The 25,624-nt window shown below is 60.7% G+C and carries 20 protein-coding genes and 1 pseudogene; 5 read left to right on the plus strand and 16 right to left on the minus strand.

The annotated features are described in order from the left end of the window. Window positions 1-25 precede the first annotated feature (25 nt). Both AACY02_RS11570 and AACY02_RS11575 read right to left on the minus strand, forming a co-directional pair. Window positions 26-400 (minus strand): DUF6124 family protein, encoded by a 375-nt coding sequence (locus tag AACY02_RS11570; RefSeq protein WP_339432054.1) that lies wholly within the window; start codon window positions 398-400, stop codon window positions 26-28. Window positions 401-806: 406 nt separating this feature from the next. Then, window positions 807-1,775 (minus strand): LysR family transcriptional regulator, encoded by a 969-nt coding sequence (locus tag AACY02_RS11575; protein ID WP_339432055.1) that lies wholly within the window; start codon window positions 1,773-1,775, stop codon window positions 807-809. 194 nt (window positions 1,776-1,969) lie between these two features. Between AACY02_RS11575 and AACY02_RS11580 the strand changes: the two genes are divergently transcribed. From AACY02_RS11580 to AACY02_RS11595, 4 genes are all read left to right on the plus strand, one after another. Then, on the plus strand, window positions 1,970-3,469 hold the full coding sequence (locus AACY02_RS11580; protein ID WP_339432056.1) for an efflux transporter outer membrane subunit: 1,500 nt from the start codon (window positions 1,970-1,972) through the stop codon (window positions 3,467-3,469). A 138-nt stretch (window positions 3,470-3,607) separates the two neighbouring features. Further along, window positions 3,608-5,800, plus strand: coding sequence for an FUSC family protein (locus tag AACY02_RS11585; protein ID WP_339432057.1), 2,193 nt, complete (start codon window positions 3,608-3,610; stop codon window positions 5,798-5,800). After that, complete coding sequence (locus AACY02_RS11590; RefSeq protein ID WP_007896379.1) at window positions 5,790-5,990, plus strand: DUF1656 domain-containing protein; 201 nt, start codon at window positions 5,790-5,792, stop codon at window positions 5,988-5,990. Before AACY02_RS11585 ends, AACY02_RS11590 begins: the two co-directional genes overlap by 11 nt. 10 nt (window positions 5,991-6,000) lie before the next feature. After that, a complete protein-coding gene (locus tag AACY02_RS11595) occupies window positions 6,001-6,870 on the plus strand; it encodes an HlyD family secretion protein (protein ID WP_339432058.1) in 870 nt (289 codons plus the stop codon). A gap of 90 nt (window positions 6,871-6,960) precedes the next feature. Here the strand turns inward: AACY02_RS11595 and AACY02_RS11600 are convergent, their stop codons facing one another. The 3 genes from AACY02_RS11600 to AACY02_RS11610 all read right to left on the minus strand — a co-directional run bounded on the left by AACY02_RS11600 (window position 6,961) and on the right by AACY02_RS11610 (window position 9,535). Further along, window positions 6,961-7,962 (minus strand): sel1 repeat family protein, encoded by a 1,002-nt coding sequence (locus AACY02_RS11600; RefSeq protein ID WP_339432059.1) that lies wholly within the window; start codon window positions 7,960-7,962, stop codon window positions 6,961-6,963. Between the two features lie 248 nt (window positions 7,963-8,210). Continuing rightward, window positions 8,211-9,035 (minus strand): SDR family oxidoreductase, encoded by an 825-nt coding sequence (locus tag AACY02_RS11605; RefSeq protein WP_339432060.1) that lies wholly within the window; start codon window positions 9,033-9,035, stop codon window positions 8,211-8,213. Between the two features lie 35 nt (window positions 9,036-9,070). Further along, window positions 9,071-9,535 carry a multidrug transporter gene (locus AACY02_RS11610; RefSeq protein WP_339432061.1) on the minus strand — a complete coding sequence of 155 codons (465 nt, stop codon included), beginning with the start codon at window positions 9,533-9,535 and terminating at the stop codon, window positions 9,071-9,073. 325 nt (window positions 9,536-9,860) lie between these two features. Here AACY02_RS11610 and AACY02_RS11615 point away from each other — a divergent pair. Beyond that, a pseudogene (locus tag AACY02_RS11615) lies at window positions 9,861-10,058 on the plus strand (RHS repeat-associated core domain-containing protein); the annotation flags it as partial. Window positions 10,059-10,544: 486 nt separating this feature from the next. Here the strand turns inward: AACY02_RS11615 and AACY02_RS11620 are convergent. The 11 genes from AACY02_RS11620 to alg8 all read right to left on the minus strand — a co-directional run bounded on the left by AACY02_RS11620 (window position 10,545) and on the right by alg8 (window position 25,570). After that, a complete protein-coding gene (locus AACY02_RS11620) occupies window positions 10,545-11,996 on the minus strand; it encodes a mannose-1-phosphate guanylyltransferase/mannose-6-phosphate isomerase (protein ID WP_339432062.1) in 1,452 nt (483 codons plus the stop codon). A gap of 125 nt (window positions 11,997-12,121) precedes the next feature. After that, window positions 12,122-12,778, minus strand: a complete 657-nt coding sequence (locus tag AACY02_RS11625; RefSeq protein ID WP_339432063.1) for an alginate O-acetyltransferase AlgF — start codon at window positions 12,776-12,778, stop codon at window positions 12,122-12,124. A gap of 14 nt (window positions 12,779-12,792) precedes the next feature. Then, complete coding sequence (locus AACY02_RS11630) at window positions 12,793-13,968, minus strand: alginate O-acetyltransferase (RefSeq protein ID WP_339432064.1); 1,176 nt, start codon at window positions 13,966-13,968, stop codon at window positions 12,793-12,795. Window positions 13,969-13,978: 10 nt separating this feature from the next. Next, the gene (locus tag AACY02_RS11635; protein ID WP_221729956.1) at window positions 13,979-15,544 is read right to left on the minus strand and encodes an MBOAT family O-acyltransferase; all 1,566 of its coding nucleotides are present in this window, start codon (window positions 15,542-15,544) and stop codon (window positions 13,979-13,981) included. Window positions 15,545-15,676: 132 nt separating this feature from the next. Continuing rightward, a complete protein-coding gene (locus tag AACY02_RS11640; RefSeq protein ID WP_339432065.1) occupies window positions 15,677-16,801 on the minus strand; it encodes a mannuronate-specific alginate lyase in 1,125 nt (374 codons plus the stop codon). An 8-nt stretch (window positions 16,802-16,809) separates the two neighbouring features. Continuing rightward, entirely contained in the window at window positions 16,810-18,270 is a 1,461-nt protein-coding gene (locus AACY02_RS11645) for an alginate O-acetyltransferase (RefSeq protein WP_339432066.1), read from the minus strand. A gap of 10 nt (window positions 18,271-18,280) precedes the next feature. Continuing rightward, a complete protein-coding gene (gene algG / locus AACY02_RS11650; RefSeq protein ID WP_339432067.1) occupies window positions 18,281-19,852 on the minus strand; it encodes a mannuronan 5-epimerase AlgG in 1,572 nt (523 codons plus the stop codon). A 26-nt stretch (window positions 19,853-19,878) separates the two neighbouring features. Beyond that, window positions 19,879-21,366: an alginate export family protein gene (locus tag AACY02_RS11655; protein ID WP_339432068.1), complete on the minus strand. Its 1,488-nt coding sequence runs from the start codon at window positions 21,364-21,366 to the stop codon at window positions 19,879-19,881. Further along, the gene (algK, locus tag AACY02_RS11660) at window positions 21,363-22,868 is read right to left on the minus strand and encodes an alginate biosynthesis TPR repeat lipoprotein AlgK (RefSeq protein ID WP_339432069.1); all 1,506 of its coding nucleotides are present in this window, start codon (window positions 22,866-22,868) and stop codon (window positions 21,363-21,365) included. The genes AACY02_RS11655 and algK overlap by 4 nt, the downstream gene beginning before the upstream one ends. A 15-nt stretch (window positions 22,869-22,883) precedes the next feature. Next, window positions 22,884-24,053 (minus strand): alginate biosynthesis protein Alg44, encoded by a 1,170-nt coding sequence (locus AACY02_RS11665; protein ID WP_339432070.1) that lies wholly within the window; start codon window positions 24,051-24,053, stop codon window positions 22,884-22,886. 35 nt (window positions 24,054-24,088) lie between these two features. After that, window positions 24,089-25,570: a mannuronan synthase gene (gene alg8 / locus AACY02_RS11670; RefSeq protein WP_339432071.1), complete on the minus strand. Its 1,482-nt coding sequence runs from the start codon at window positions 25,568-25,570 to the stop codon at window positions 24,089-24,091. Window positions 25,571-25,624: the final 54 nt, after the last annotated feature.

A 25,624-nucleotide genomic window follows, 5' to 3' on the forward strand; every position in this document is an offset into this window, starting at 1 on the left:
CGAGCAGGCTCACTCCTGCAAGGGGTCAGCTGTGTGGCGCGGGTTGGGGGATGTCGACGTTATCCAGTACGCGATTCACGGCCAGTTCCGCCAGCATGATGATCTGCTGAATCGCCAGTATTGTGCGGCGTTGCGGGAGGTCGACGTAGGCGGCGATGTCGCTGCTCATGATGTTGGCTTGGGCCAGTGATTCGCAGGCGTGGACGAGGAGGCTTTCGTTGTCTTGGCCCGGCGCGACCTGAAACATGGTGCTGGGTTTGTGGAAGCGCAGGGTCAGGGCGTTGGGTTTGAGGTAGTGGTCGAGCGCTCGCTCGGCGGCTTCGTGGAATTTCTTCGAATCAGGCGATTCGTAGGGAGAGGTGTTATCCGCTCCGGGCGGATTCGGGCTGTGCTTTTTCATGACAAAGATCCTTTAGATGGAAATGGAGCTGCCATGTTTCGTTTTCCAGGCGAAAGGGTGGCAGCTGTACGCGGACTGGAAAAACCGGCAAAGGATCAAACCCGGCAGACCCGAAGGTCTCCCACGTACAGCCGCCATAACTCAAAAACCGGCGCTGAAAAAGCGCGGCATTATGTCATGTGCTGTGATCCTGCGGGTTTTCCAGACCCGGTCGCTGATTCGTCAGCGACACCCAAAGCCTATCCACCGCACTTGCGACGGACAACCTGCAAAACACGTCGGAAAGTTCCGCGAAAAGCCCGAAATGTAGGAGCTGCCGTAGGCTGCGATCTTTTGATTTTTAAACATCAAGGTCAAAAGATCGCAGCCTGCGGCAGCTCCTGCAGGTTTCACGGTGTGTTGAAAATCAGTTGGCTACGCGTGCTCCGGCGAGGCTGCCGCTGAGTTCGTAGGCGGCCAGTTCTGCCTGGTGTGCAGCAAGGATTTCCGGCAACGAGCCGCGCAGGTACTCGACCCACGTCTTGATCTTTGCATCAAGGTATTGCCGCGATGGGTAGATCGCGTACAGGTTCAGTTCCTGCGAGCGGTAGTTGGGCATGACCCGTACCAGCGTGCCGTTGCGCAAGCCTTCGATGGCGGCGTACACCGGTAGAACACCCAGGCCCATACCGCTGATGATCGCGGTTTTCATGGCGTCGGCGGAGTTCACCAGGAACGGGGAGCTGTTGATGGTGACCATTTCCTGGCCTTCGGGGCCGTCGAAGGCCCATTTTTCCAGAGGGATTACCGGGCTGACCAGGCGCAGGCAGGCGTGGTTGAGCAGGTCGCTGGGCTTTTGTGCGCAGCCGTTGGCTTTCACGTAGGCCGGTGAGGCACAGACGATGCTGTAGGTGATGCCCAGGCGTTGCGAGACGAAGCCGGAGTCCGGCAGTTCGCGGGCCAGCACGATGGAGACGTCGTAGCCTTCATCGAGCAGGTCCGGCACGCGGTTGGCCATGGTCAGGTCGAAGGTGACGTCCGGGTGGGTCTTGCGATAGCGGGCGATGGCGTCGATGACGAAGTGCTGGCCGATGCCGGTCATGGTGTGCACTTTCAACTGCCCGGCAGGGCGCGCGTGGGCTTCGCTGGCTTCGGCCTCTGCCTCTTCGACGTAGGCCAGAATCTGCTCGCAGCGCAGCAAGTAACGCTTGCCGGCTTCGGTCAGGGCGATGCGCCGTGTCGTGCGGTTGAGCAGGCGGGTTTGCAGGTGGGCTTCCAGGTTGGAGACCGCGCGCGAGACGTTGGCTGTGGTGGTGTCGAGTTGCACGGCGGCGGCGGTGAAGCTGCCTGCTTCGGCCACACAACTGAAGGCGCGCATGTTTTGCAAAGTGTCCATGGGGTGCTCTCAAGGGAGATGGCAAATTGTGACACGAAGTTTCGGGGGCTGAGACCCCCGACCAACGGATTATCTCGTTAACGGTAACAAAGATTCACAGGAATCCCAGCTTATCGCCGCCAGGTCGCCCCCCTAGAATTGCGCCGTTCCCTATACACCTCCCCGCCATACCCCTTTCTCAGGAATTCGCAGCTGTGCCGCGTCGCATCAACAGAGCGCTTTTGCCGCTCAGTGTTCTGGCTTTTTCCCTGGCTCTCGGCGGCTGCATCGGTACCGAAGGAATTGCCCCACAGGGCAAAGCGTTGGAGGCCAATGCGCTGGCCACCGACGAGGCCATCGCCCACGCCGCCCGTGACGCCCACTGGCCCACCGCACAATGGTGGCAAGCCTACGGCGACCCGCAACTCAATCGCTGGATCGACCTCGCCGTGCAAGGCAGCCCGAGCATGGCCATGGCCGCTGCGCGGGTGCGTCAGGCCAAAGCCCTGGCAGGCGTCGCGCAAGCGGCCGAGTCGTTGCAGATCAATGGCGAGTCGACCCTCAAGCGTCACAACTGGCCAACCGATCCGTTCTACGGTCCCGGTGATCTGGCCAATTCCACCACTTGGGACAACAACGCTGCGCTGGGTTTGAGCTACGCGCTCGACCTCTGGGGCCGCGAGAGCAACGCCAGCGAGCGTGCTGTGGATCTGGCGCACATGAGCGCCGCCGAGGCGCGGCTGGCGCAGTTGGAGTTGCAGAACAACATCGTGCGCGCCTACATCCAGATGTCGCTGCAGTACGCCCAGCGCGACATCGTCGCCGCCACGCTCAAACAGCAACAGCAGATTCTCGATCTGGCGCACAAGCGTCTGGACGGCGGGATCGGCACGCACTTCGAAGTCAGTCAGGCCCAAACGCCGTTGCCGGAAACCCATCGACAACTCGATGCGCTGGACGAGGAAATTGCCCTGAGCCGCAATCAACTGGCCGCATTGGCGGGCAAGGGGCCGGGCGAGGGGGCGCAGTTGCAGCGTCCGACCTTGTCTCTCGGCGCTGCATTGAAATTGCCCGGCGCGCTGCCCGCCCAATTGCTCGGCCAGCGTCCGGACGTGGTTGCCAGTCGCTGGCAAGTGGCGGCGCAGGCGCGGGGGATCGATGTGGCGCACGCCGGGTTTTATCCCAACGTCGACCTGGTCGGCAGCCTTGGTTACATGGCCACCGGCGGTGGCGCGCTGGAGTTTTTGACCGGCAAGAAGCTCAACTACAACGTTGGCCCGGCAATCTCGTTACCGATCTTCGACGGTGGACGACTGCGTGCCGAATTGGGAGAAGCGTCGGCCGGTTACGACATCGCCGTGGCGCACTACAACCAGACCCTGGTCAATGCGCTGAAAAACATCTCCGATCAATTGATCCGCCGCGAGTCGATGGACAAGCAACAAGGGTTCGCCGCCGAGTCGGTGGCCGCTGCGCAGAAAACGTACGACATCGCGATGATCGCCTATCAACGGGGCCTCACCGATTACCTCAACGTGCTGAACGCGCAAACGTTGCTGTTCAAGCAGCAGCAGGTGCAACAGCAGGTGCAGGCGGCGCGGCTGAGTGCGCATGCCGAGTTGGTGACCGCGCTCGGCGGCGGGCTCGGTGCCGGCAACGACGTGCCGACTGCCGAACAAACCCAAGCCCCGAAACCCCCGGCCCTTTTACGGTGAACCCAAAACCTGTTGTGCGAGCCTGCTCGCGATGAGGGCGCGTCAGTTGGCTTTTTCGTCGACTGACACACCGCTGTCACTCGCACGCTAGCGCCCACATGTTTTGCGACCTGACTGAACTTCATTGAGCACAATCAAATGACTCCCTTGCCCGCCCCGCTGCGCTGGCTCTACTCCCTGGAATGGCGCCGGGGTGTGTTCGACTGGGCGCGCAGCGATGGCGTGACCTGGGTCTACATCTTCAAGGTGCTGTTCGCCGCTTTCCTGACCCTGTGGCTGGCGATGCGTCTGGAACTGCCGCAGCCGCGCACCGCGATGATCACGGTGTTCATCGTCATGCAGCCGCAGAGCGGTCATGTATTTGCCAAGAGTTTCTATCGCTTCCTCGGCACCCTCGCCGGGTCGGCGATGATGGTCACGCTGATTGCGTTGTTTGCGCAGAACACCGAGTTGTTTCTCGGCTCGCTGGCAATCTGGGTGGGCATCTGCTCGGCCGGTGCCGCACGCTGCCGTAACTTCCGTGCTTACGGTTTTGTGCTGGCCGGCTACACCGCTGCGATGGTCGGTTTGCCAGCGTTGGCGCACCCGGATGGCGCGTTCATGGCGGCGGTATGGCGGGTGCTGGAAATCTCCCTGGGGATTGTCTGCTCGACCGTGATCAGCGCCGCGATTGTGCCGCAGACCGCCAGCGCCGCTATGCGCAACGCGTTGTATCAGCGCTTTGGTGTGTTTGCCTTGTTCGTCACCAATGGCCTGCGCGGGCGAAGCAAAGCGCAAGACTTTGAAGCCAGCAACGTACGGTTCATCGCCGAAGCCGTGGGCCTGGAAGGGCTGCGCAGCGTGACCGTGTTCGAAGACCCGCACATGCGTCGGCGCAACGGTCGGCTGAGTCGTTTGAACAGTGAGTTCATGGGCATCACCACCCGTTTCAATGCGCTGCATCAGTTGCTCGAACGCTTGCGTGGCTATGACGAAGAACACGTCGTGGTGGCGATCAGACCCGGTTTGCAGGATCTGGCCGAAGTGCTCGATGGCTTCAGTGGCCGTGCCTTGACCAGCCCCGATGCGGCACGGCTGGTCGCGGCGCTGGCGACCTACAAAGAAGGCTTGCCGGCGCGGGTGCGCAGCTTGCGGGCAATCTTTCAGGAGTGCGAGCCGAGCGACGCCGAGCAACTGGATTTTCACACCGCGTACGAGTTGCTCTATCGCTTCGTCGATGACCTGCACAGTTATGCACAGACCCACGCCTCGCTCGCCGATCACCGCCACGAACGCGAGCGCTGGGACGAGCCGTTCACCTCGCAAACCAACTGGTGGGCAGCCGCGGCGTCGGGCATTCGCGCCTCGTTTATTTTGATCGTGCTGGGCAGTTATTGGGTCGCGACGGCATGGCCGAGTGGTGCGACGATGACGCTGATCGCCGCGGCCACAGTGGGCCTGTCCGCCGCCACGCCAAACCCGAAACGCATGGCCTTTCAAATGGCTTGCGGCACCTTCCTCGGCGCACTGATCGGCTTCGTCGAAATGTTTTTCATCTTCCCGTGGATCGACGGTTTCCCGTTGCTGTGCGTGATGCTCGCGCCGGTGATCGTGCTGGGCTCGTTCCTGACCTCGCGGCCGCAGTACGCCGGTGTCGGCCTCGGTCTGTTGATCTTCTTCAGCACCGGTTCTGTACCGGACAACCTGACTGTCTACAACCCGTACGCCTTCATCAACGACTACATCGCCATGGTCATGGGCATGCTGGTCTGTGCGGCGGCTGGCGCGATTATCCTGCCGCCCAACAGCCGTTGGTTGTGGCAGCGTCTGGAGCAGGATCTGCGTGGCCAGGTGGTCTATGCGATCAGTGGCAAGCTCAAAGGCCTGGCGTCGAGTTTCGAGAGCCGTACCCGCGACTTGTTGCATCAGGCCTACGGTCTGGCGACGGGCCAGCCGACCGTGCAAAAGAACCTGTTGCGCTGGATGTTCGTGGTGCTCGAAGTCGGTCACGCGATCATTGAGTTGCGCAAGGAACAGGCGATCTTGCCGGTGCACCCGGCCTATGCCGAATCGCAGCCGTGGCGTCAGGCGATCCGCGTGATGGGCCGGGCGTTGGTGCGGCTGTTCTTGCAGCCCAATCAAAGCAATCTGGAGCGCGCACTGGTGGCGGTCGATCACGCGATCAGCCGGGTCGCGGCCACCGATGAGCCGTTCGCACCGCACTTCGACACCTCCGCGCTGCGCCGGGTGAAGAGCTATCTGCACTTCATTCGCACCTCATTGCTCGACCCGCAATCACCGCTTGCTGCGCTCACGCAAGCCAAGCCTGAAGGACTTGCCCATGCCCCGTGAAATCGCTTTCCACGGCGTGTACATGCCGACCATGACCCTGATGTTTTTCATCGCTGCAGCGCTGGCCTGGGCGCTGGACCGGTTTCTCTCAGGGTTCGATCTGTACCGCTTCTTCTGGCACCCGGCGCTGCTGCGCCTGAGTCTGTTTACTTGTCTGTTCGGCGCCTTGGCGCTGACTGTCTACCGTTGAGAACGTACTGATGAAAAAGTTTTTCAGCCTGCTCGCGACCCTGTTGGTGCTGGCCCTCGCGCTGTGGATCGGCCGCACGTTGTGGGTGCATTACATGAACACGCCGTGGACGCGGGATGGGCGGGTTCGTGCGGACATCATCAACGTCGCCGCCGATGTCACCGGTGAAGTGATCGACGTACCGGTGCGCGATAACCAGTTGGTGAAGAAGGGCGACTTGCTGATGCAGATCGACCCGGAGCACTACCGCATTGCGGTGAAACAGGCGCAGTCGCTGGTGGCTTCACGCAAGTCGACCTGGCAGATGCGCAAGGTCAACGCCCACCGCCGCGCCGATCTGGACAACCTGGTGATCTCCAAGGAAAACCGCGACGACGCGAGCAACATCGCCGACGCTGCACTGGCTGACTACCAGCACGCCCAAGCGCAACTGGAAGCCGCTGAACTCAACCTCAAACGCACCGAAGTGCGCGCAGCGGTGGACGGCTATGTGACCAACCTCAACGTCCATCGCGGCGACTACGCACGCATCGGCGAGGCGAAAATGGCCGTGGTCGACATGAACTCGTTCTGGGTTTACGGCTTCTTTGAAGAGACCAAACTGCCCCATGTACGCGTCGGTGATCAGGCCGACATGCAACTGATGAGCGGCGAAGTCTTGAAGGGGCATGTGGAAAGTATCTCGCGCGGCATCTACGACCGCGACAACCCGCAAAGTCGCGAGCTGATTGCCGATGTGAACCCGACCTTCAACTGGGTGCGACTGGCCCAGCGCGTGCCGGTACGCATTCACATTGATGAAGTGCCGGCGGGGGGGCTGTTGGCAGCGGGGATGACTTGTACGGTGGTGGTGAAGCAGGACGCTGTGGATAACGGATAGACCGCGTGGCTGCCAGCGCTAGCAGGCTCCCACAGAGGTTCTTCGGTGTGACACAGACCTGTGTGTGAGTGAGCCTGCTCGCGACTGAGCTTATCGGTAGAACGTGTTGACTACCCGCAGTCCAGACTCGATGGCTTCGTCCACCGACAATGCTTGATCTTCCATGAGGGCGACGATCCGCGGGTCTGTTGCGATATTCGCGTCAGGCTTTTTCAACTGAGCGGCGCGGTTCAGTACGATGTAGGCCACAACGTCGCCACGGTTTTTGGTGAAGGGCTGCTCGATAGCAGTGCGCATGGTTTGCTTCACATAGTCGTAACGCTCGACAGATGACATGCCCTTGAAGGTGTCCGGATAGTTCTGATAGATATCGGCGGAGTAACGTCCGACGTCTTCTTCGCGTGCTTCAGCGAACAATGTTTTCTTGCTGGTGACCTGGGTGACAAGTTCGCTGTAAAGCTTGTCGCCTTCGGCGATCTGAGCGGCGTTCATCTTGGCTTTCAGGTCAGCGCCCGCCGTGGTGTCTTCGGCTTTGGCCATGATCCTGGTCCAGGCGTAGGCGGCGCTCAGGTTACCCAGTTCCTCGTATTGCTCGATCAATATCTGCTGGGATTCGGCATAGCCATGCAGCGAGGAACGCTCCAGCCAGCGAGTGGCGAGCGCAGCATCTTGCCGGGTCCCGACTTTGCCGTATTTGTAGCTCTCGTACATACCGTATTCCGCGCACCAGTCGTTCTGCGTCGCTGCGTAAGCCATGTAGTTGAAGGCTTCGGTGTTACGTTGGTCGGCGGTCAGGGTTGAGTCATAGCGGGTGGTCATCGACAGGTAGCAAAACGCGCGAGTGTGCTTGGGGGCGGCCATGACCATGCAGGTTTTGGCGTCCTTGTACTCTCCGTTTTCGTACAACCGGTAGCCGACGCCATACAGAATGTCGCTGTCCATCTGCGCGTTGCAATGCTCGTTGGCGGTCACGACCGGCAGCACGTTTTGCAGGGTCAGTTTGGGCAGCGTGTCATTGAGGGGCAGTTCTTTGGTCGCGCAGCCTGCCAGCACCGTGAGCAATGCCAGAGGCAATACGTTGAAGAGTTTCAAGGGATGTTTCCTGATCTGAATTGATGCGTGTGAGCAGAGCTCGCGTCAGGCAGGTCAACAAAGCAGCGACCGCTTCGGGCGGAAACAGTCGGGGAGGGGGAGATCAGTGTTCAGCAATTCCCTTGCTTCGATGCTTGCCCCAGCGACTCCATGCGCTATCGGGTTTCGGGTTCACATGAAGCGTCGGGTACTTCATGCGCGGCGCATTCTACGTAGATCGACCGGTTTGGCCATTTCATCAGTTGTAATCAAAAGTTTCCGCGCAAGCCGAACCGCTTCATCAACGCCGATTCCAGCAACCCCTTGGGCAACAACGTTGCCAGCAACGGTAACGCCCGGCTGCCATTGCCGAGACGGATCAGGCGTGGCGGCTTGCGCTGCTGCACGGCCTTGAGGACCCCGGCGGCAAACTCACTGGCCGGTGTCGGCTTGTCCTGCGAGGCCTTGGCCCGTGCGCGAATGCCTTCACGCAGGGGAAACCATGGCGATTGCTCGTTGATCAACTGCTCAGCCTCATGCCCGGCGCTTTTGGCGAAACTCGATTGAATCGCCCCCGGTTGCACTTCCATCACGCGAATGCCCAACGGCGCCAACTCCATGCGCAGCGCATCGCTCAAGGCATGCACCGCCGCTTTCGAGGCGCAGTAGGCACCGGCGAACGGCGTGACCAAAACGCCGGAAACGCTGCCGATATTCACCACCAGCCCTTTGCCCCGGCGCAGGGCGGGGAACAGTGCGCGGGTGACACCGATAATGGAGAAAACATTGGTTTCGAACTGGCGCTGCATGGCGGGCACACCGCCGTCGAGCAACGGGCCCATGGCGCCGTAACCGGCGTTGTTAATGAGCACGTCGAGGCTGCCGTGTTGCTGGTTGATCCGTTCGCCGAGTTGTTCCAGTGCCGCGCCGTCGTTGACGTCCAGTTGAATCGCGGTAAACCCGGCGACGCTGAGCGCGGCGATGTCTTCAGGCTTGCGTGCAGTGGCCCAGACTTCAAAACCGGCGCTTTTGAACGCATCGGCCAGCGCACGGCCAATGCCGCTGGAACAACCGGTAATCAACGCAACGGGCATGGCGCATTCCTTGTGCAAAAAAGTGGGGAAGGGGATCAGTCGGAGAAACTGCCCTGCAATCGCTCGGCGCGAAACTCCAGGGTTTGCGGGCGATAACCGGGGCGCAGGGGCGGCATGGGCAGGCAGTCTTCCCAATCAGCGCCGGCCTGTAACTCGCCGGGGCCGCGATAACGCGGGGCGGTGTATTGGTTATCGGCCAGATTCACGGTGTCGCCGGGTGCGTAGGCACCGATGCGCCAGCGCAGTTCGGTCAGTGGCACATCGTTGCCGTTGTTCATCTTCAGTTGCAACGGCCGATCCGCGGGGCATTGTTCCGGTGCGTAGCTGATGCGCATCTCCAGGCGAGCCAATTGCTTGACCTCGCGGTTGTCCAGCCAAACGACCCACATCGCCACCAACCCCAAGCCGATAGCCGCCGCTACGGAGACAGGCAGGGCCTTGGCCGGATAGCGCAACAACAGGATCAACCAAGTGATGATCAGCAAGATGCCGATGAACATGTTTGAACGCTCCTTGAACACTCCTTGAACACGTGCCCACCATCCTACCGAAGGGGCGCGGGAATGGACATTCGGCTGTTAAACCGGGCACCGTCGGTCGGGACTGTAATTTCTGACAGTTGGCAGGGCCGTTCGCCGCTGCTCTGATGTTCGAGGTAAAGGGATGCCGGCGCGGCGCGGCGCGGGCCGGCAGCGATCGCCAATTACTCACAAAGCTATCGGTATGACGCTGGCGGCAATCTGCTCAAATTGATTCACGTCGGTGCACAAAACCCGGGCCATGACCTGCAAGCCGCCCGCTACAGCAATCGCTGTCTGCCCTGGCGCAAGTTACAAGAACATTCGCTATTCGGGCAAGGAACGCGATGCCACCGGTTTGTATGACTTCGGCCATCGCTATTACATCCCGTGGTTGCAGCGCTGGTTGAATCCGGACCCTGCCGGGGCCATCGATGGCCATAACCGCTACCGGGCGATGCGCAACAGTCCTGTGGTCTATCGAGACAGCGACGGACGCAAGCCAGAGAAGAAACTCGATGATCGGGTCTATCACGATCTGGCCGAGCAAAAACTGGTCAGCCCGATCCAGGCGGCCGGCATGCAACCGGTGCGCAATTATTTTCAGAGCAGTCCGGACCCGAAAGTGCAGGACTACCGACGGCAAATTCCCGTTGAACTGGCAAAGCTGGAGGCCAAAAGCGGCGCGCTGCTCAATACCCATGAGGCCCACGTCAGGGCCGTCGTGATCACCGAAACTTCTCCGCCGTCGGGCCCTGTGATGTATCACGGCGGCGAAGTGCTTTCAGCGGGACTCAGTACGCTCCTTGGCGAAGTGATCGTGCAGGGTGGGAACGTTATAGACCCGCGCGGGAAGAGCAAGCGGTCAAGACTGCCCAGTCCTCTGGGTGAAAGGCTGGCTGAATGTAGAGACCTGCAAAAAAGCCCCCGCCCAACCCACTGCGGATAGGGGACGCAGTGGGCTGGACGAGGGCTTTTTATTGCAGGTCGATCACTGCGCGATGGTTTTCACCGACACGCCGCGTTCGATCGGGGTCGAGCGACCGTAGATGTCTTCGAAACGCTCGATATCGTCTTCACCCAGGTACGAACCGGACTGCACTTCGATGATTTCCAGCGGGATCTTGCCGGGGTTGCGCAGGCGATGCACCGAGGCGATCGGGATGTAGGTCGACTGGTTTTCGCAGAGCAGGAACACGTTTTCATCGCAGGTCACTTCGGCGGTGCCGCTGACCACGATCCAGTGCTCGGCGCGGTGGTGGTGCATCTGCAGCGACAGGCACGCACCCGGTTTGACCGAGATGTGCTTGACCTGGAAACGCCCGCCCATGTCCACCGAGTCGTAAGAACCCCACGGACGATAGACCTCGCAGTGGTTCTGGGTTTCGCTGCGGCCCTGCTCGTTGAGTGTGTTGACCATCTGCTTGACGCCTTGGACCTTGTCCTTGTGGGCGATCATCATGGCGTCCTTGGTTTCGACCACGACGATGTTTTCCAGACCGATCACCGACACCAGTTTGCCGTTGCCGTGGATCATGCAGTTCTTGCTGTCCTGAATGACCACGTCGCCCTTGGTGACGTTGCCGTTGGCGTCCTTCTCGTTGACTTCCCACAGCGACGACCAGCAACCGACATCGCTCCAGCCGGCGGTCAGCGGCACCACGCAGGCGCGCTGGGTTTTCTCCATCACGGAGTAGTCGATGGAGTTGTCCGGGCAGCAGGCGAAGGTGGCTTCGTCCAGCGTGACGGTGTCGGCGTCTTGCTCGCTGCGCTCAAGGGTCAGCAGGCAGGTGTCGTAGATGTCCGGGTCGTGCTTTTTCAGTTCTTCGAGGAAGCGGCTGGCGCGGAACAGGAACATGCCGCTGTTCCAGTAGTAACCGCCGGACTCGACGTACTCGGTAGCGCGTTTCACATCGGGTTTTTCGACAAAGTGCGAAACGCGGCTGACGCCTTCTGGCAACAACGAATCGTTGCTGGACTTGATGTAGCCGTAACCGGTTTCCGGTTTCGTTGCGGGTACGCCGAACAACACCATTTCACCGTTTTCGGCGGCGACGGTGGCCAGAGCCAGTGCGCGTTGCAGGGCTTTCTGATCTTCCAGAACGTGGTCGGCCGGCAGCACCAGCATCAGTTCGTCGCGACCTTCATTGACCAGCATCATCGCGGTCAACGCCACGGCCGGCGCGGTGTTGCGGCCGAACGGTTCCATCAGGATGCGTTGGCATTCCAGGTTACGGTTGCTCAACTGCTCGTTGACGATGAAGCGGTGATCCTTGTTGCAGACCACGATGGGCGTGTCCATGCCTTCGAACACCAGGCGTTCCAGGGTTTGCTGGAACAGCGTGTGTTCGCCGGTCAGGGCGAGGAATTGCTTGGGGAACTGTTTACGCGAAAGCGGCCAAAGACGTGAACCGCTACCACCTGACAAGATCACCGGAATCATATTGTTTACTCCATAAAATCGATTGGGTTAGAGCCACGAACCTGTGTCGTTTCACTCTTGTTTTTGTCTCGTATCCGAACTGACAACCCTCCCACAGCGGGGACGGGGTCAGGCAGGAAAAATTGTTAGCGCGTCGACACCGGGCGTTTCACCCAGACCGGCGACAGGTTGCTGCCGTTACCGGTGACGTACAGCACCGCGGCTTCACCGCGTTCCAGCGCGACCGGTTTCACGTCGCTGACTTTTTTGTCGCCCTCAAACAGCGCCAGGCTGACTTTCACCGGGTTGATTTCACGTTCGCCACGGCCCTTGGCGGCGACGCTCTTGACCACTTCGGTCTTGCCGTCGGCGGTTTTCAGGGTCAGCGGTTTGTCGCTGAGGTTCTGCACGCGCACCAGGGATTTCTGCTTGTTCTTGAACGGCGGCTCTTCGATCAGTTGCGGCGCGCCGGAGGCGTTGTTGACCAGGGTGTAGTAGTGGTCACCGGCGAGTTTCACCGCCAGGCTCTGGCTGCCGACCTTGGCGCTGTAATCGCCGCCCGGCATGAAGCTGAAGTCGCTGCTGGCCAGTGGTGCGATATCGCTCAGGCTGGTGCTGCCGACAGTGGCGCTGACTTCGGCGTTGCTGGCGTTGTAGACCCGCACGAAGGTCGAGCCTTTCGGTGCGGTCGGGCCGTAGAGCGCGGCGTCGCCACCGGCAAAGGCCTGGACCGACAGCACGCTCAGACCTGCAACCAGTGCAATGCGTTTCACGAGACTTTGATGATTGGTAGTGAAAGTCATGGTGTACCTCTCTTTCAGTTTTGCGCCCGGTCGGGCGTCTCGGATTGAGTGTTTACAGCGACGTTTTGTTGGCGGGCGCCGGCTTGTTTAAGCTCTGCGACCCACTGCGGGTCGGCGTCGCCGATTTCGTTGTTCACAGGCAGATAACGTTCAGGAAACTCCCAGATCAGCACCTGTGGCGAGCTGTTCTTGAAGTCATCGCTTTTGAGGTAGCTGAGCATCGGTCGAATCGGGCCGTGGCCGTCCTCGGCGTAGCTCACCACGTCGCTGTGCAGCGCTTGTTTGAGTGCGCCGACGAAGTTCCAGTTGGGGTTGGCGCTGTAGCTGGTACCGACCAATGCGACCGGTACTTCGTTGTTGGCGAACAGGGCGTCGTCACCGGCCGGCTGATCACCCGCGGCCACGGTCTTGCGCTTTTGCAGTGGCTCTTGCGCCGGCATCAGGTTTTCGAACAGCGGGTCCAGCGGCAGGAACAGACGCAGGTCGCCCTTGTGCGTGACCTTCTCGGCCGGCGTGGTGACAAAGCGCTGCGGCTCGCCGCTGAGCGGGAACTTGTCAGTGATGGTTTTCGCCAGGGTGTTGGCCGCAACCTCGGCGCCCTCAGGCGTCCAGTGCGTGTCGGTGCGCAGGAACACTTGCTGACCGTTCTGCTTGGCCTGTTGCAATGGCTTGAGCAGGTCGGGGGCGAGGATCTTGTCCGCCGCCACGCGGGCGTGGAAATCCTGATAGAGGTTTTCGTGGATGCTCGCCGGTTTCACTTCACCTAGGTGCTCCGGGTACAGGCGAACCTTGGCCGGCACGATCGCCATCACCAGTTTCACGCCTTTGGCTTTCAAGGTCTGGCGCACGCCTTCGACCAGCGCGTAGTTGCCTTGCAGGTTCAACTCTTCGTTGACGATCGGGTTGAATTCCTCGTCGCTGTACAACCACTGATCGCGACCGAGCACCACGCCCGGACGGCCTTCGTTGAACAGTTTGAAATCCAGCGCGGCCCAGAGATTGGTGCCCAGACGCTTGATCGGGAATTCATCGTCGTAATGGGTTTCCACAGCCTTGGTCCAGCGGCCGTTGAGCACTGTCGCGTCGGCGTTGGTGCTGAAACCGAAAAAGCTGCGCACTGACCACAGACCCAAGACCAGCAGAGTCACCAGGAACAGGGCGATGTAGAAAATGCGTAATGAGCGGGTCATGTCAGATCCCTCAGAACTGGAAGTAAAGGAACGGCGAGAAGCTTTGCGCCGAGAGTTTGAGAATCGAGGCGATGAACAGCAGCAGGATCAAGCCGCGCATCACGTAGCGTGACCAGTCCGCCGTCCAGTAGGCCGCTTGCACCTGGGCTTCAACGCCGACGGTGTAGCCAGGCTCGTGGATGCTCGCCGGGTTTTCGCCGGGGGCAGCCTTGATCATTCCTGGGGTCGCAGCGGCCGGGCCGTCGGTTTCGACGTTGACCGCTGGCTTGGTTTTGACCGGAGGCTGGTTGGTGTACAGATCACGCAGACCGAAGAACGCCAGCGTCACGTAAGCCACCACCAGCGTCGCCACTTGCAGGCCGGTGAGGCTGGCCTGATTGAGTTCCGACAGCGACCAGTCGCCGAAGCTGAACATCGCGCCGTACATGCGCCCGGCAACGTGCAGGTTCTCGGCACGGAAGATCACCCAGCCCATGACCACCAGCAGGAAGGTCAGCGCCCAGCGGATCGGGTTGAGGCTGCGCGGCGAGGTATTCAGGCCCAGCGCTTTTTCAATCGCCAGCCACATGCCGTGCCAGGCGCCCCAAACGATGTAAGTGATGTTCGCGCCGTGCCACAGACCGCCCAAAAGCATGGTCAGGAACAGGTTGCGATAGGTCATCAGCGTGCCTTTGCGGTTACCGCCGAGGGTGATGTAGAGGTAGTCACGCAACCAGGTCGACAGGCTGATGTGCCAGCGGCGCCAGAACTCGGTGATCGACTGGCTGATGTACGGCTGTTTGAAGTTTTCCATGAAGCGGAAACCCATCATCAAACCCAGGCCGATGGCCATGTCGCTGTAACCGGAGAAGTCGAAATACAGCTGCGCGGTGTAGGCCAGCGCGCCGAGCCAGGCATCGCCCGTGGTCGGGTTTTGCAGGGCGAAGCAATGGTCGGCCACCACCGCGAGGGTGTCGGCGATGAAGACCTTCTTGATGAAACCCTGCATGAACCGCGTGCAGCCTTCGGAGAATTTGTCGAGGGTGTGCGTGCGGTTGTTGAACTGGTCGGCCAGGTCACGAAAACGCAACACCGGGCCGGCAATCAGGTGCGGGAAGATCGCCACGAACGCGGCAAAGTCGATCAGGTTGCGCGTGGCCGGGGTGTCGCCGCGATACACGTCGATGATGTAGCTGATCGACTCGAAGATGTAGAACGAGATACCGATCGGCAGCAGTACGTGGGTCAGGATGAACGGCTCAAGACCGACCGAGGTCATCATCGCGTTGATGCTGTCGACGCCGAAGTTGGCGTATTTGAAGTAGCCCAGGATGCACAGATCCACCGCGACGCCGGCCAGCAGCCAGCGCTGGGCCGGTTTGGTACGCACGCCGGCGGCACCGACTTTGAGGCCGATCCAGTAGTTCCACAGCGTCACCGCTGCAAACAGGGCGAGGAAGTCCACGCGCCACCAGGCATAGAACACGTAGCTGGCGATCAGCAGCAGCAGGTTGCGATAGCGTTGCCCGCTCAGGTAGTACAAGCCGAGAAAGATCGGCAAGAACAGAAACAGGAACACGTTGGATGAAAATACCATCCCGATCTCTCCATGTTTGAACCAACAGTCAAGGGCCAAAGCCCCCCCAAACCCCCCGTGAAAATTCAGGGGGCGACATCACTTCACTGTGAGAGCGAGCAAGCCCGCTCCCACAGGGGATTGCATTCCTTCTTACGAACCCTTGTTGCCCTTCTCATGCGCCGGGTCGTAGACCTTGGTCAGGTCGCCACCCAGGCGGAAGGTCTTGAACGGTTGCATCCCGTGCTTCTTCTCCAGCACATCCGCCGAGCAGGTGTAGAGGGTGCAGAACGGTTCGAGCCAAGCGAATTTCATGTCCTCTTTCAGGTCGGTCATGTCCTGTTTTTTGCCGTTCTTCTTCTCGAATTCATCCGGGTTTTTCACCCCGGACAGCACGCGATCAGCCAAGCGTTTCAGTGCGCCATTGTTTTCCTGGCGCAGATCGACACCGTTGACCTGGGCGAAACTGGCGATCATCGCCAGCGGCGGCAGGGCGTAGTTGTGATAGGCGAGGGCGCGTTGCTGGCGCTTGAGTTCGTTCGGCAGGTAGCCGTCGGCGTCGATCTGATTGGCGCCGACCTTGTATTCCTTCACTGCCCAATCGAACAGGTCGCGGCGGTTGGTCGCGACCGACGTCGCCATCACCGACCACGCCGCCCAGTACGAATGGTTGTTGGTTTTTTCCAGCGGCAGATTGTCCCAGTCGCTGATCACCTGATCGGCCATTTTGCTGAACCAGGCTTCGATCACCTGCGCTTGCTGCTGATGCTCCGCCAGTGGATGCGAGTCGGAGAATTTCAGGCGAATGTACGAAGAGGCCATGCTGCCCAGCGCCCATTTGCGCATCGATTTGCCGGTGTGGTTGAAGTCTTTCGACATCAAGGCGTCGGACTTGGCCCACGCGGCCAGCCAGTCCAGCGTGCAATCGAGCTGCTCCGGGCGACCATCACGCATGAACTGCATGACGCGTTTGGCGGTGCCGCGTTCCAGCGTGGTGATGTCTTTGGTGGTGTCGCGGAAGGCTTTTTCCGATTGCACATTGAGCGTCGCGCGGGCCTTGTCCGAGCCTTCGTATTTGCTGCGAAATTGCAGCGGGCCGGTGTACGGCGTCGGCATTGCGTCGCAGCCTTCGCTTTTGTCGCTGGTCTTGAATTTATCCACAGGGGCGAAGTAGCCCTGAGGTGGACGCAGTGGCGCCGCGGCCTGAGTCGCCCCGGCGAACATCGCCAGGGTGAGCAGGGATGGCGCAAGCAGGTGTTTGATCGTTCGATTTCGCATAGCAGACCTCATTGCCCGACCTGAGCGGTGTGTTGCCCAGCGCCCGGGAATACGTTGCGTTTGCAGATTTTCGCTTCGACTTTCTGTGGCGCGGTGCCCGCTTCCGGGCCCTGAACTTCGACTGCCAGCAGGTTTTGCGAGCCCCAGTCTTCGTCGGTGCGCAACTCAAAGGCGAAACGACCGTCGGTGTCGGAGGTTTCCGGTTTCTCGATCTTGATGTCCTCGTGGCGACCGTTCATGTACCAGAGGGTGGCTTGCAGGGTTTTCACCGAGGTGTCGGCGAAACGGATGTCAACCTGATGACTGCTGTTTTGCAGGTTCATGTTCTTGCTGTTGACCAGCAGTTCCTGTTTGCTGCCCGGTTTCAGCGTGGTGCTGGCGCTCATCTGAGCGTCTTTGCCTTCGCAGCCGTTATCGAGCAGCGCCATCATCTGGCGGTAGATGGTTTCCTGATCGAGGCGATACAGCGGCGAGAACTCCCAGATGAGAATTTTCGGCGGGCTCTTCTGGAATTCGTCGCTGCCCAGGTACTGCAACATCGAACCTTCCAGACCACCGCCGGGGAAGGCAACGTTGAGAATGTCGGCACCGATGTCTTCTTGCAGGAAACCGGCGAAGTTGTAGTTCTTGCCGCTGTGGGACGTACCGACCAGGGTGATTTGCGGGTTGCCGGAATCGCCGAACAGATCGCCGTCAGCGGCCTCGCCTTTCGGCTCGGTGGTGAACTGATCCATGTACTGGATCGCGTAACTGGTGCCGCACAGTTGCCCGGCCATGTTATGCAAAGTGCCGGTTTTGCCCATGCGGCCGGACCGCTTGGTCTCGAACTCACGCTTGGGAATGTCGGCGAAGGCCGGGATCTGCTTGACCTTCTCGGCGACGATTTTTGCCGTGCGCTGCGCGCCGTATGGCGTCCAGTGCTGGTCGCCACGGAAATAGAAATCGTGGGCGGGCAGGGTGTCCGGCAGCGATTCGTTGGTCAGCGGCGACAGGTCCGGCACCACGTAGCCCATCTGCGCAAAACGGCCGAGCATGGTCTTGTAGTTGCCCAAAGCCTTCTCGTAATCGAACGCGGCTTTTTCCTGCGGGTTGAGTTTGTTGCGGTTCACCAGGCCCCGGGTCGGTTGATAGACGATCACCAGTTCCACGCCTTTGCTCTTGAACGCATCGTGCAACTGTTGCAGGCGTTTGTAGCCGGCCGGGGTGGTGTTGAATTCGGTGCGCAGGTCTTCCTGAGTCCGGAACAGCCAGTCGCCTTGCGCCTGCACCAGGGTGGTGAAGTTCTGCTGATAACGCGTGGTGTAGTTCTTCGCGTCATGGGCGGCCGGGCACAGGTTGCAGCACGGCTCGGCGGTGAACCTGGGCGGGGTGACACCGGCAGCCTCGTCGGCGCGAGCGCCATTGCTGGCGGCCAGAATGCCCACGGTCAGGGCCGACAGGCTGAGTAATCTGATCAAGTGTGGGTGCATAAAATTATCCTCAGTCCTGCAGTTCGGTCTGGCGTTCGACAGGGTCGATCAGCACGGCTTTCTGCTGGCGCACCAGCAGGTCGAGAATTTCATCCTGGCGCTCGCCGAGGATGCCGTTGAAGCTGATGCCGCTGGATTTGGTCGGCGCCAGCATCGACACGCGATACAGCTCGACACTCAAGGGCGAATCGATCGACAGCGGGCCGCTGCCGTTGGCCGCGAGTTCACCGCCCACCACGATCAGCGAGACCTGGGCGTCGAACGGGTCGAGCTTGATGTCACGGTCGGTGTCGGTCAGGTCTTTGATGTGGCCGTAGACGCCGGTCAGGCCGTTGGCCATGGCGATGTTCTCGTAGAGGCGGATGTTCACGCTGTTACGAATGCGGATGCCGTGGCGCTTGTTGCTGATGACCTTGTTGCCCCACAGCAGGTTGTCGGCGGACTCGTAGAGGGTGATGCCGTCGGTGTGGTTCTTGTAGATCTCGTTGTAGGCCACGATGTTGTTGACGCTGTTACGGTCGATCACCAGGCCCGAGAGGTGGTTGTCGTAGCTTTTGTTGTTGAAGATGAAGCTGTCGTTGACCTCACGGGAAATGATGATCCCGTGCTTCTTCTTCGTGCCGTGAACGGTGTTCTGGGCAATGATCAGGCCGTGCGAGCGGTCATGCGGGTCGATGCCGTAGACGATGTTGTCTTTGTAGGTGTTGCCCTTGACCACGAAGTCGCGGGTCTCGTAGCAGTAGAAGCCGTACCACATGTCCGAGAACTCGGAACCGACGATCCAGCCGGTGGGCTCGGGACGCTTGAGTACCTTGGCCATGTTCGGCGTGTACTGGGAAATGCTCACCCCGTACGACTTACTGTTGGCGTAGCCGAAACTGGCCATTTTGCTGTTGACGATGTAGGTCTCGGTGCCACCCCAGGCGAGCAGGAACGGCCGGAATTCCTTCGGCGAACGGAAGGTCGCCGGGCCGTTGTCCTTCTCGCGCCAGCCCGTGACTTTGGTGTCACGCACAAACAACTGGCCGTCGTTGACCAGGAACGAACCGGCCTCTTGTGACAGGCGCAGCTCCTGGGTCTGGCCGTCGATTTCGAGGATGCCTTTACGGCCAACCACGATCGGCAATTTGGCCAGGTACACGCCCGGTGAGGTTTCGCTGAAGTACTGCTTGGGCAGCTTCTGCGCCAACTCTTTGAGGTTCATGTAGCCGTCGTCGACGAAGATCGCCTGCGGGATGCCGTGCTGACGCACCACCCATTCAGCCATTTTGTTGTCGCCGCCGATGAAGTCCTTCAGGGCGTCTTCCTGCATCATCCGGCGCACGCTGATCTTGCCCGGTTGGCTACGGACGATTTTCGCGGCGGCGGCTTCGGCGGTGTAGCCGGAGAGGTCGGGCAGTGTCGGCCTGGCCAGTTCCAGTTCCTCGGTCGGCGCGCTGCTGACGGTATAGGTCTTGGCTTGCTGCAACTCTTTGGCAACGGTGACAGGCTTGACCGGCGCACCGGTGGCGAAGGCGCCAGCGGAGGCCAGCAGCAGGGCGCCGGCCAACAGGCTGAGCGAGCCTTTCCTTGCGTTATTCATGTCGGGCACTCCCTTCGCGGTTTGCATCAGAAGCGCCAGATCACGTCGATGAACGCGCGGTGCATGTACGAATCAACCTGTTTGCCGTAGGCGTCGCCCGGCTTGAACACGCCACCACGCAAACGCACCAGCGCCGAAGGTTCGTCGATCGACTGGCTCAACGCCGCCGGCAACAGGCCTTGCTTGAAGTACTTGGTGACCACCAGATCCATCTCCTGACCCAGATCCTTGTTGCCGTCTTCAAGTGGCAAAGAGGTGCTGGAAAGGATCGCGCCAGTGACGTCGTCGGTGTTGTTTTGCACGGCGTTGATGCCGTTGCTGCCGACCGGTTTGCTACCGTCGACACGCCAGAACTTGTGGTAGATCAGGCTGGCGTCGTACTCGTCGTTGAGCATCCACGAACCGAACAGGGTGGCGGTCTGCATGTTGTTCATTTCGCCACGGAAGGCTTCGCCGAAACGGTGAACGCGCGAACGCGTACCGGTGTAGTTCGAGCGGTTGCTTTCCAGGCCGTTCTGTTCGTAATCGGCGCTGGCGCGGGCATACGCGGCACCGACCTGCCATTGCTGATCGAGGCGCAGACGCACACCAATGTCTGTGGCCCAGCCATTGACGTCATCGCTGCGTTTGGCTTGCGCCGGGCGTGAGCCATCGGCGTTGAGGGCGTTGATCGTGTCGCGCTCGCCGCTCATGCCGGTGATGCTGCCCCAGTAGTTGACGGTGTTGGTGTTGCGCCAGTTGTAGGCGTCGCTGTCGGCGGTCAGGCCGAGCCAACTGATGTCGCCGTTCTCGGTCTTGTCCAGCGAGTCGCGGGGCACGCCCGGTTCGGCGTAATCGAGCTTGCCGTCGTCGTGGGTGTGGTGACCGCGAATGCCGACCCATTGCCCCGGTGTCCACTGGTAAGCGGCATCGGCGTAGGCGTGCAGGCGATCCTTGTCTTTGGGCGCCAGCTCTTTGAGGTCGGTGCGGTATTCGCTGAAGCGTTCGGCAACACCGGCGTTGGCGCGCAACAGGGTGGTGTCGAAGGTCCAGTTCAGCGCTTCGATGTTGGTGTCGCGCCATTGGCCGTCGTCATTGCGCAGGCGCTGGCGACCGAACTTGAGCATCTCGCCCGGGTAAGGGGTGAGGCCGCTGTAGCCGACCCAGAACTCGCGCATTGCCAAGTAGTTTTTCTTGGTCTTGCGGTCACCGTTGTCGGTGGTCTGCGTACCTTCGCTGTCGGACTGCTGCAGGGTGTCGGTCTCGATGATGTCGGTCGAGGTCACGGCCTGACCCATGGCGTAGGCGCTCCACGCGCCGCTTTCGCCGTAGACCCACGGACGCAGGTCGAGCCCGAGGCCGTTGACGTCGCCGCCACCGGCGGTGCCGAGGTCGCGGTCGTCTTCGGACTGGCCGGTGATTTTCACTTCCAGGCCGAAGTTTTTGCTTTCAGTCATCGCAGCCAGTGTCGGGCAAGACCAGATCAGCGCGAAAGTGAGGCCAATGCCGGCCTTCACGAATGGATTGAGCTTCATAGTTTTTCCTCGCCGTCTTCTTCTTGCAGGGCGTGCAGTTGCAGCGTGTTCGGGTTCAGGGCACCACGACTGGCCTGCTCTTGCTGCAGCAGGCGCTGGGCTTGGGCCAGACGCTCGGGCGGCAATTGCGCCTCGAGGGTGGCGGCCAGTTCATTGGCTTGCGGGGTGTTTTGCGCCTTGGCCAATTGGCTGAACACATAGGCGTTGACCGGGTCGGGCTGGGTGCCTTTGCCTTGGGAGAACAGTTGGGCGATGGCGAAGTCGGCGCTGTTCTGGCCGTTGCGCGCAGCGGTCAGCAAGTGGTCGAGAGCCTTCTGCGGATAGACCTTGCCCAGGTAACCACGGCGATAGATCTGGCCGAGGTAGTAATCGGCGGCGACTTCGCGGCCGACGGCTTTCTGGAAATGTTCCTCGGCGACTTTCGCATCGGGCGGGACCATTTTGCCTTCGTAGTAGAGCTTGCCCAGCAACAGTTCGGCACGCGGCTGGTCGGCGGCGCGGCCGTTATCCAGGTACTGCATCATCTGATCGATGTCGCCCAGTTCCGGGAAGTCGTAGAGCAATTGCGCAAGCGTCACCCACGATGCCGGGTAGCCCGGAGCAATCGGTTCGAGCAACGACTGCGCGGTTTTTTCGTCGGTCGTGCCCAGGGTCGGATCGGCCAGCACACGGGCGACCGAATCGACGCGTTGAGCGGTGACGGTGCCACGGCTGTAACCGGCCTGCATCTGCTTGATCAGCTCGGCCTGTTGTTCAGGCTGGGCACGTTTCTGATAGACCGTGGCCAGTTCGACGTAGCAGATGTCGGTGGTGTTGAGCGCGGCTTTGCATATTCTTTCCACGTCATCCAGATGCTGGTCGTAAGTGCCTTGGGTGCGATAGAGCAGCACTTGGGCCAGACCCGCCTCGGGGTAACCGGATTGGCGCCACTGATCGATCTGTTGCTGAGCGTTGATGTTCGGAAAACTGTGCGGGTATTGCAGGTACAGCATCGCCAGCGGGATCAACGTGTTGCCTTCGCCTTGGGCGGCCGCCTTTTTCAGCAGGCTTTCGGCCTCCTGACGCTCGGCTTCGGTGGAACCGGGTTTGGCTACCAGCAAGCGGCCGAGTCGCGCCTGGGCTCGCGATGAAACACTGGCCGCTGCGCGGTAAGTCGCTTCGGCCTGTTTCATTTGCTCGGGGTCGTGGCTGTCGACCTGAATATCTGCCAGGCCCACTTGCGCTTCGCTGTAACCCAGATCGGCCAGTTGCTGATAGTTCTGCGCAGCGGTGGCGGTGTCGCCACGCTTGAGTGCTTCGTTGGCCAGGCGCTGGTCGGGCAGGCCGGCGCAACCGGCCAGACTGACCGCCAATGCCACTGCACACAGCGGCCCCATGTGGGAGCGGGCTTGCTCGCGAAAGCGGTGTGCCAGCCCACATTGATTTTGAATGTTCAACCGCATTCGCGAGCAAGCCCGCTCCCACAAGGGCTGCGGCGTGTTCAACAAAACAGGAATCGTCACAGGCATGTCCTCGACTTAAAGACCGGCAGCCATGGCTTTGTCGATCAGCCAGTTCAGGTTCGGGCCCCGGTCGCTGTTCACTTCCACCGGGCGGCCGGCGAAGCGGCTGTCGAGCGGCTCGTCAGGCTGGATCTGCACGCGGATGTCGGAGGACAGGTCTGCGCTTTTCAGGCTGGTGCTGCTGACAATCTTGCCGGTGCGGGTCTGGTCTTCGCCGGCGATCTGGAAGCTCACAGGCGTACCCGGACGCACGTCGCCGAACTGGCGATAGGAGAACCGCGCATCAACGGTGGCCTGGGTGTTGCGCGGCACCAGTTGGAAGATCACGTCGCCCTTGCTCGCGTATTGACCGTCGGCCACCAGTTGCTGAGCCACGGTGCAGTCGCACGGCGAAGTCAGGGTGCCGGTCATTTGCTTGCCGAACAGTTCCTCGACCTTGGCCGGGGTCAACTGGTCTTCTTCCAGGTGGCCCTTGAGCACGTCAAGCATGCTGGTGCTGAACGTCGCCAGTGGTGCACCTTTGGCGGCGACGCCGTCGGACTTGACCAGGCTCTGCACGGTGCCGTCACGCGGCATGGTGATGTTCATCCCCGGCACGCTGACCAGGCCAGCCTGCGCGTGGCTGACGAAGTACATGCCGTACACCGATTTGAAAATGAAACCGGCGGCGACCAGGCCGACGACAAAAACACCGGCGCTGAACGTCACGGCCTTCAAACGGCCGAACGGCGTCATGCCGGAGCCGCTGTCCTTGACCTTGCGGGCCTTGGTGAAGTTGTCGCGCTGCAGGGTCGCCAGCACTTCACCCATGCTGACGATGTCGCCAGCCAGGTGCGAGGTGATCAAGTGGCGCAGGGTGGAGATATCCTGCGGCTCAAGGTTCTGAAACTGGCAGCCAACGCGACCGCTCGGGCGGTCGTAAGAGCGAACCTGCAGTTCAACGTCCATGGCCAGGCCGAGGTTGTCGATGACAAATTGCAGGCGGGCCTTGTACACCTCGCCGATAGTCAGCGGCAGTTGCCCGGCGTTGAACGCCAGGCCGCCGGCCGAGAGGTCCAGGACCCGCGTTTCAACGGGCGCCCGGTCAGGGCCGAAGAAACGCAGTTTGGCCGGGATTTTCACGCGGGCGTGCTGACGCTGGGCTTCGGATTCATGCACTACATTGGCGTTGACGGCGGTATTCATAGGGGCGATTTCCTTGTTAATTCAAGAGGGGCGGGTCAGACCATCATCAGCAGCACGGCGACGAAAATGCTGCCGGCGGAGAAGGTCATGGTCCGAGACGACCAGGTGTTGAACCAACGTTGAAAGCTGGCGAGATCACGGGTCAGGGACGTGGGCTGGCGAGTCCAGGACTGTTGGTCGAGGCGGAAGAACACGTAGATCTTCACCAGCGCACCGACGATCTGGTTGTAATAGAGAATCGCCGGATAAGCCGGGCCGATCCGGTGACCGGAGCAGGACAACAGCAAGGTCAGAATCAGGCGGGTGATGCCGATCCACAGCAGGTAAACCAGAATGAATGCGGTGCCGTACTTGAAGCTGGCGATGATCGCCACGGTCAGGCCGAGCAAGGACGTCCACATCGATACGCGCTGATCAAACAGCACCACCGAGGTGAAGGCGCCGAGGCGTTTCACACCCAGACCCAACGCGCGGGAGTTCTGCCGCAGGTTGTTGCCGTACCAGCGGAACATGAGTTTGCGGCTGGCCTTGATGAAGCTCTTTTCCGGCGGATGTTCAACGGTGTTGATCGCCGCGTCAGGCACGTAAAAGGTGTCGTAACCCAGACGCATCAGGCTGAACCAGCTCGACTTGTCGTCGCCGGTCAAAAACTTGAAACGACCCAGGCGCCAGTGCTGCAGCGAGTCGCTCTCCACGTCGGCGATGAATTCCGGGTTGGTCACCACGGTGGCGCGGAACACCGACATGCGCCCGGTCATGGTCAGTACGCGCTTGGACAGGGCCATCGAACACATGTTGATGTGACGCTGGGCGAAGCGCAGCTTGTGCCATTCGCTCATGATGTAGCCGCCGCGCACTTCGCAGAACTCGTTGGTGGTCAGGCCGCCGACGTTGCCGAACAACTGAAACCACGGCACGGTCTTGCGCACGGTGCCTTCGCCGAGCACGGTGTCGCCATCGATCACGGCGACCACGGCGCGGTCGTCCGGCAGGTGACGGGAGATCGCGCGGAAACCGTAGGCCAGGCCATCACGTTTGCCGGTGCCGGGAATGCGCACGAAGTCGAGCTTGACGCGTTCGGGCGGATTCATCCGCGCCCACAACGCTTTCACCAACAGCTCATCGGACATTTCGACGATCGAGCAGACCACAGTGGTCGGCAGTTCGCAGTCGATGGCTTCGCGGATCACCGAGCTGTAGACCTGCGCGGTGGTGAGCGCGTCGATACGGAAACTGGTGACCATCAGAAACACATGCGAGGGGTCCGCTGCTTTACCCAGCTTGCGCACTTTACGGCGCAGGTGCGGATAAACGATGTAGAGAAAAATCATGCCGCGCACAAAGTGCGTTGCACCCATCGAGTAGCGCCAGATACCCACGGCGCCAATCAGGAAAATGAAGTCCTTCGACTCGGAGTCGAATGTGGACGCGGGCAGCATCAAGGCCAGGCCCATCAGCAGACTCAAATAGAAAAGCCAGCCGGCGGATTGCAGAAAAAAATGTTTGAGCTTGGTCATCAACGTCATCCGAAGGTATTGGAGGCTTCGAGCTGCAAGCCTCGAGCTGTAAGC

The sequence above is a fragment of the Pseudomonas sp. EA_65y_Pfl2_P78 genome (assembly GCF_963970495.1).
GTDB classification, from domain to species: Bacteria; Pseudomonadota; Gammaproteobacteria; order Pseudomonadales; family Pseudomonadaceae; genus Aquipseudomonas; species Aquipseudomonas baetica_A.